The following is a 4,751-nucleotide window of genomic DNA, read 5'->3' on the forward strand; positions in this document are numbered from 1 at the left end:
TCGCGCAGCGGGGCGCCGGTGTCGGGGTCGTACTCGACGTAGGCCAGCGGCATGGTCGAGCCGTCGCGAAGCTCGTCGGCGACCCGCTGCAGCTCCGGCGAGGCGCCGAGCAGGTACACGTCTTGCGGGGCGTCCGGGTGGGCGCCGAGGTTCGCCATCATGGTGTGGAAGGCGGCCGTCGCATCGCCGCCAGGGGCGTCGGCCAGCTGCTGGGTGGCCAGCACCGTCGGCGGGGCGTCCGGATCGCCGTCGCCGGAACCCACCATCGACAGCGTCGCGGTCGCGTCGTCCATCACCAGCGCCGCGCCCGGCCGGCCGGCCGCGCGCATCAGCGCGGCCACCGCCTGCGACTCCGAGAGCACCGCCACGTTGTGGACGCCGGAATCCTCCAGCGCCCGCCGCAGCCGGTCGGCGGCCGGGTTGTCGGGCCAGCACACCCGGGTGCCGATCAGCCGGTGGTTCTCGTCGGCCAGCAGCCGGTTCGTGCCGACCACGGTTTCGGTCAGCGTCCCGATCGGGTTGTCAGCGAGGTCGACGACGGATTGGTCGATCACCTCCCCCTGCGCGCCCGGCCCGACGAGCGCCAAGCGGGCGACGGGGCCGGTGACCGCGACCCCCAGAACGACGTCCATCCCGCTTCTCCTTCACCCCGGCTACCCCGCAACCAGCATGTCCCAGCATCACTACACTTGCGATACCGTTGATAATTCAGGCGACAAGCTTCGTCTACTAGCGCAGCGTAACCAGCTTTTCGAACGACAGGACGCCTCGCCGCGGAATCGTCTCCGCCCCGGCAGCCGGTCTGAGCCACTGCCACGGCATCCGAACGGAGAATATGGTCGCAAGCGAGCAGTGCACTCGGCTCGGCGGGGTGAACCCCGGCCGAGCACCCGAAACCGCGCCACGAATATCGGTCCTTGAATCCCTGGGGGCATGGTGAGCCAGAGCAGCGACGACACCCCTACCGGCCCGATCCGCGGTCAGGCCCAGCAAGCACCGGCCACCCGGATCATCCGCCCACACGCCACGGGCGGCAGCGGGCCGGTGACCGCGGACCCGAAGCGCGACCGGCACGTCGCCGGCGACCTGGCCGCGGTGGCCCTGCTGATCCTCGCGTTGTTCTTGCCGTGGAACCTCTACTTCGGCCTGGGCATCCCGGACAGCAGCGCGACGTGGGCGGCGGTGCTGATCGCGGTGACGGTGCTGGCCGTCGCCGCCGTCGCCCTGGCCGGTTCCTGGCGCTCGGCCGGCGCGCGGTTCAACCCGGCGCGGGCCGCCCGGCTTCGCCTGGCGCTCAACGTTCCCTACCTGCTGCTGGTGCTCGGCTTCGTGGTGTTCGACGCCTACGAGACCGTCCGTTTCGGCGGCACGGTCAACGTGCCGGGCGGCGTCGGTCCGGGGGCGTGGGCCGGGGTGGCCGGCGCGCTGTTGAGCGCCCAGGCGGTGCCGGCAGGCGCGCTCGCCGGACCGGTTCCGGCGGGCGACGAGTCCACCCGCTGGCACAGATCGGCGCGGGTGATCGGCGCGCTGTCCATGACCGCGGCGGTGCTCAGCTTCGGTTTCAACCTGTACTGGCGGGTGCGGTACGCGCTGCAAAGCACCGGCGGCGCGCAGGAATTCGGCAAGCAGAACATCGCCGTGATCGTGACCGCGGTGGTGTACGGCGTGGTGGCGCTGCTCGCCGTCCTGGTCGGCTCCAGGTGGCTGCTACGCAGCGCCCGGGCGAGCCGGCTGACCACCATCGCGCTCGGCGCCTCGACGCTGGCCGCCGGGATCCTGGTGTGGTTCCTGCCCGCCGGTCGTGACCTCGACGCGTTCCACGGCATCGCGCAGAACACGTCGACCGCCGGAGTCGGGTTCGAGGGCTACCTGGCGTGGGCGGCCGGGGCGGCGCTGTTCGCGCCGCGGGCGCTGTTCGGGCACCGCAACGCCTCGCCGACGGAGGAATCCGCGTGGCGCGAAACGACCCGAAATGGCTTGCTGCTCATTGCCATCTGGTGCGTGGGGTCGATGGCGATGCGGATCACCGACCTGGTCGTCGGCGTGATCCTGAACTACCCGTTCTCGCGCTACGACAGCATCGTGCTGGCCGCGTTCGATCTGGCCACCGCGGTGCTGACGATCTGGCTGCGCCGCAGGCTGGCCACCCTGTCGGCGCGCCTGGTCACCTCGCTGTGCGGACTCGTCGCCGCGCTCAGCGTCGCCCGGGTGGTGGTGGGCGTGGAGCTGGCTCCGCGGTTCGCGGACTCACCGAATTCGCCTGCGCTGCACCCGGTCTACGGCAACAACCTGGCCCAGCAGATCACCAGTACCTTCGACGTGACGCTGTGCGGCCTGGCGCTGGGCATCCTGGCGGCGGCCATCGTCACCGGCCAGCTGAGCGGCCGGCGGCTGGCCCGCCGCGCCGCCCGCAGGCGCGCCGCCGCGGCGAACGCGGCGGCGCCGACCACCCGGGTCCCCGTCGCACAGGGCGCGGGCCCGTCGGCCGCGGCAACCACCCGCATCCCCAGCGGCGGACCCGGCGCGGACCACGAACCACCGACCACCGAGATACCCCCGCTGGCGGGCGGGCCCCGGATCTTCCGCGGCGACGACACCGGAACGCGGCAGATCGCCGCGCAGAAGCCGCAGATCTACCGCCCCCCGCAGGGTTAGCGCTCACCGGAGCGTGGCGAAGGCGAATTCGCGCAGCCCGTCCCACGGTGCGACGGCCGCGCGGAAACCCAGCACTTCGGCGGCCCGGGACGGGTCGGCGACGATGTGGCGCACGTCGCCGCTGCGATACTGCCCGGTGACCACCGGGGACAGCGAGCCGCCGCGCGCGTCGCACAGCGCGCCGGCCACCTGAAGAATCGAAATGGGTTGCCCCGAGCAGACATTGACCGCGGTGAAACCGTCGCGTGGCCGTGTGGCAGCGACGTTGGCGGCGGCCACGTCGTCGACGTGGACGAAGTCGCGCATCTGGCCGCCGTCCTCGAAAACCCTTGGCGGATCACCCTTTTCCAGCGCCGAGCGGAAGATCGCCGCCACCCCGGAGTACGGGGTGTCGCGCGGCATGCCGGGGCCGTAGACGTTGTGGTAGCGCAGCGCCACCACCGAGCCGCCCGTGGCCTCGGCCCAGGCCAGAGCGTAATGCTCCTGGGCGGTCTTGCTGGCGGCGTACAGGCTGCGCGGCCGCAGGCAGGTGTCCTCGTCGACCAGGCGCCAGCGCAGTTCCTCCCCGCCGATCGGGCAGCGGTGCTCGAAGGCCCCGGCGTCCAGGTCGGCGTGCCGCCGCGGCAGCGGATCCACGGGCCCGTGCCGCTCGCAGTCATAGCTGCCCTGGCCGTACACCACCATCGACGAGGCCAGCACCAGGCGGTGCACCCCGGCGGCGAACATCTGCGCCAACAGCACCGTGGTGGCCAGGTCGTTGTGGCCGCCGTAGGCGGGGGCGTCGGAGGCGTCCACGCCCGCACCCACCATCGCCGCCTGATGACACACCACGTCCACGCCCGCCAGCAGGGGGGCCAGCGCGTCGGCGTCGCGCACGTCGACGCGCTGACATCCCGGCGGCAGCACCGCATTCGGCCCGTGCGCGGCGGGCAGCAACGCGTCCAGGGCGATCACCTTGTGTCCCGCCGCCCGCAGGGCGGCGTCGACCCGCGCACCGATGAAGCCGGCCGCCCCGGTCAGCAGCACCCTCACGGCAGCTCGATGGGCAAGGTGACGCCGGCGTGCGGCAGGCAGTGCGTGCAGCTGCGGTCGGCGGCGATGCGGGCGATGGCCTGGCGCACCAGCGTCTTGAACAGTTCGACGTTCTTCTCGAACTGGGCGAACACGTCGACAGCCTTCACGCCCTCGCCGGCGCTCACGCCGGCATCCAGGTCGGTCACCAAAGCGATTGCCGCATAGCACATTTCGAGTTCACGAGCGAGCACCGCCTCCGGGTAGCCGGTCATGTTGACCAGCGAGAAACCCGCTGAGGCGAACCACCGGCTTTCGGCGCGGGTGGAAAAGCGCGGACCCTGGATCACCACCATGGTGCCGCCGTCAACGACGCGCGGCACGTCGGGCAGGCCGGTCACCGCGTCGCGCAGCGCCGGGCAGTACGGGTCGGCGAAGTCGACGTGGATGCCGCCGGAGTCGAAATACGTGTCGGCCCGGCCCCGGGTGCGGTCGACGAGTTGGTCGGGCACCACGACAGCGCCGGGGCCGAGTTCGGGTTTGAGGCTGCCGACCGCGCACGGCGCGAGCACCCGGCGCACGCCGAGCTTGCGCAGCGCCCACATGTTGGCCCGATACGGCACGGTGTGCGCGGAGAACTCGTGCTTGGCGCCGTGGCGGGGCAGGAAGGCCACCTCGTGGTCACCCACGGCGCCGACGGTGACCGGCGCGCTCGGCGAACCGTACGGAGTGTCGACGGTGACGTCGCGGGCGTCGGATCCGAAGAAGGTGTAGAAGCCGCTGCCACCGATGACTCCGAGCATCCGACCATTGTGGTGCATGACGCCTCGGGCGATCGCCGGTGCGGCCCGCCGACCGCGGGCCCGCGTCCTGGCAGGATGTTCGTGTGGCCAATATCGGGCAGTGGATTTCGGGCGCGCGGCCGCGGACGCTGCCCAACGCGGTGGCGCCGGTGGTCGCGGGCACCGGGGCGGCGGCATGGCTGGGATCGGCGGTGTGGTGGAAGGCGCTGCTGGCGCTGGCCGTCGCGCTCGCGCTGACCGTCGGCGTCAACTACGCCAACGACTACTCGGACGGTATCCGCG

Annotated in this window: 3 protein-coding genes and 2 pseudogenes; 2 read left to right on the forward strand and 3 right to left on the reverse strand. The window is 72.2% G+C overall.

Annotated elements, in window-relative coordinates; genetic code table 11:
* Positions 1 to 632 (reverse strand): annotated as a pseudogene (locus DQP58_RS25800) (hypothetical protein); the annotation flags it as partial.
* A 301-nt stretch (positions 633 to 933) separates the two neighbouring features.
* On the opposite strand from DQP58_RS25800, the gene DQP58_RS25805 reads away from it, so the two are divergent.
* A complete protein-coding gene (locus DQP58_RS25805; RefSeq protein ID WP_112710892.1) occupies positions 934 to 2,655 on the forward strand; it encodes a hypothetical protein in 1,722 nt (573 codons plus the stop codon).
* 3 nt (positions 2,656 to 2,658) lie between these two features.
* On the opposite strand, the gene DQP58_RS25810 is transcribed toward DQP58_RS25805, so the two are convergent.
* Together DQP58_RS25810 and DQP58_RS25815 are read right to left on the reverse strand one after the other, a co-directional pair.
* Positions 2,659 to 3,687 carry an NAD-dependent epimerase/dehydratase family protein gene (locus tag DQP58_RS25810; RefSeq protein WP_112710893.1) on the reverse strand — a complete coding sequence of 343 codons (1,029 nt, stop codon included), beginning with the start codon at positions 3,685 to 3,687 and terminating at the stop codon, positions 2,659 to 2,661.
* Positions 3,684 to 4,469 (reverse strand): S-methyl-5'-thioadenosine phosphorylase, encoded by a 786-nt coding sequence (locus DQP58_RS25815; protein WP_240630147.1) that lies wholly within the window; start codon positions 4,467 to 4,469, stop codon positions 3,684 to 3,686. Before DQP58_RS25815 ends, DQP58_RS25810 begins: the two co-directional genes overlap by 4 nt.
* An 83-nt stretch (positions 4,470 to 4,552) precedes the next feature.
* Here DQP58_RS25815 and DQP58_RS25820 point away from each other — a divergent pair.
* Positions 4,553 to 4,751 (forward strand): annotated as a pseudogene (locus DQP58_RS25820) (1,4-dihydroxy-2-naphthoate polyprenyltransferase); the annotation flags it as partial.

Source organism: Mycobacterium colombiense (assembly GCF_003284975.1).
GTDB lineage: Bacteria > Actinomycetota > Actinomycetes > Mycobacteriales > Mycobacteriaceae > Mycobacterium > Mycobacterium europaeum_A.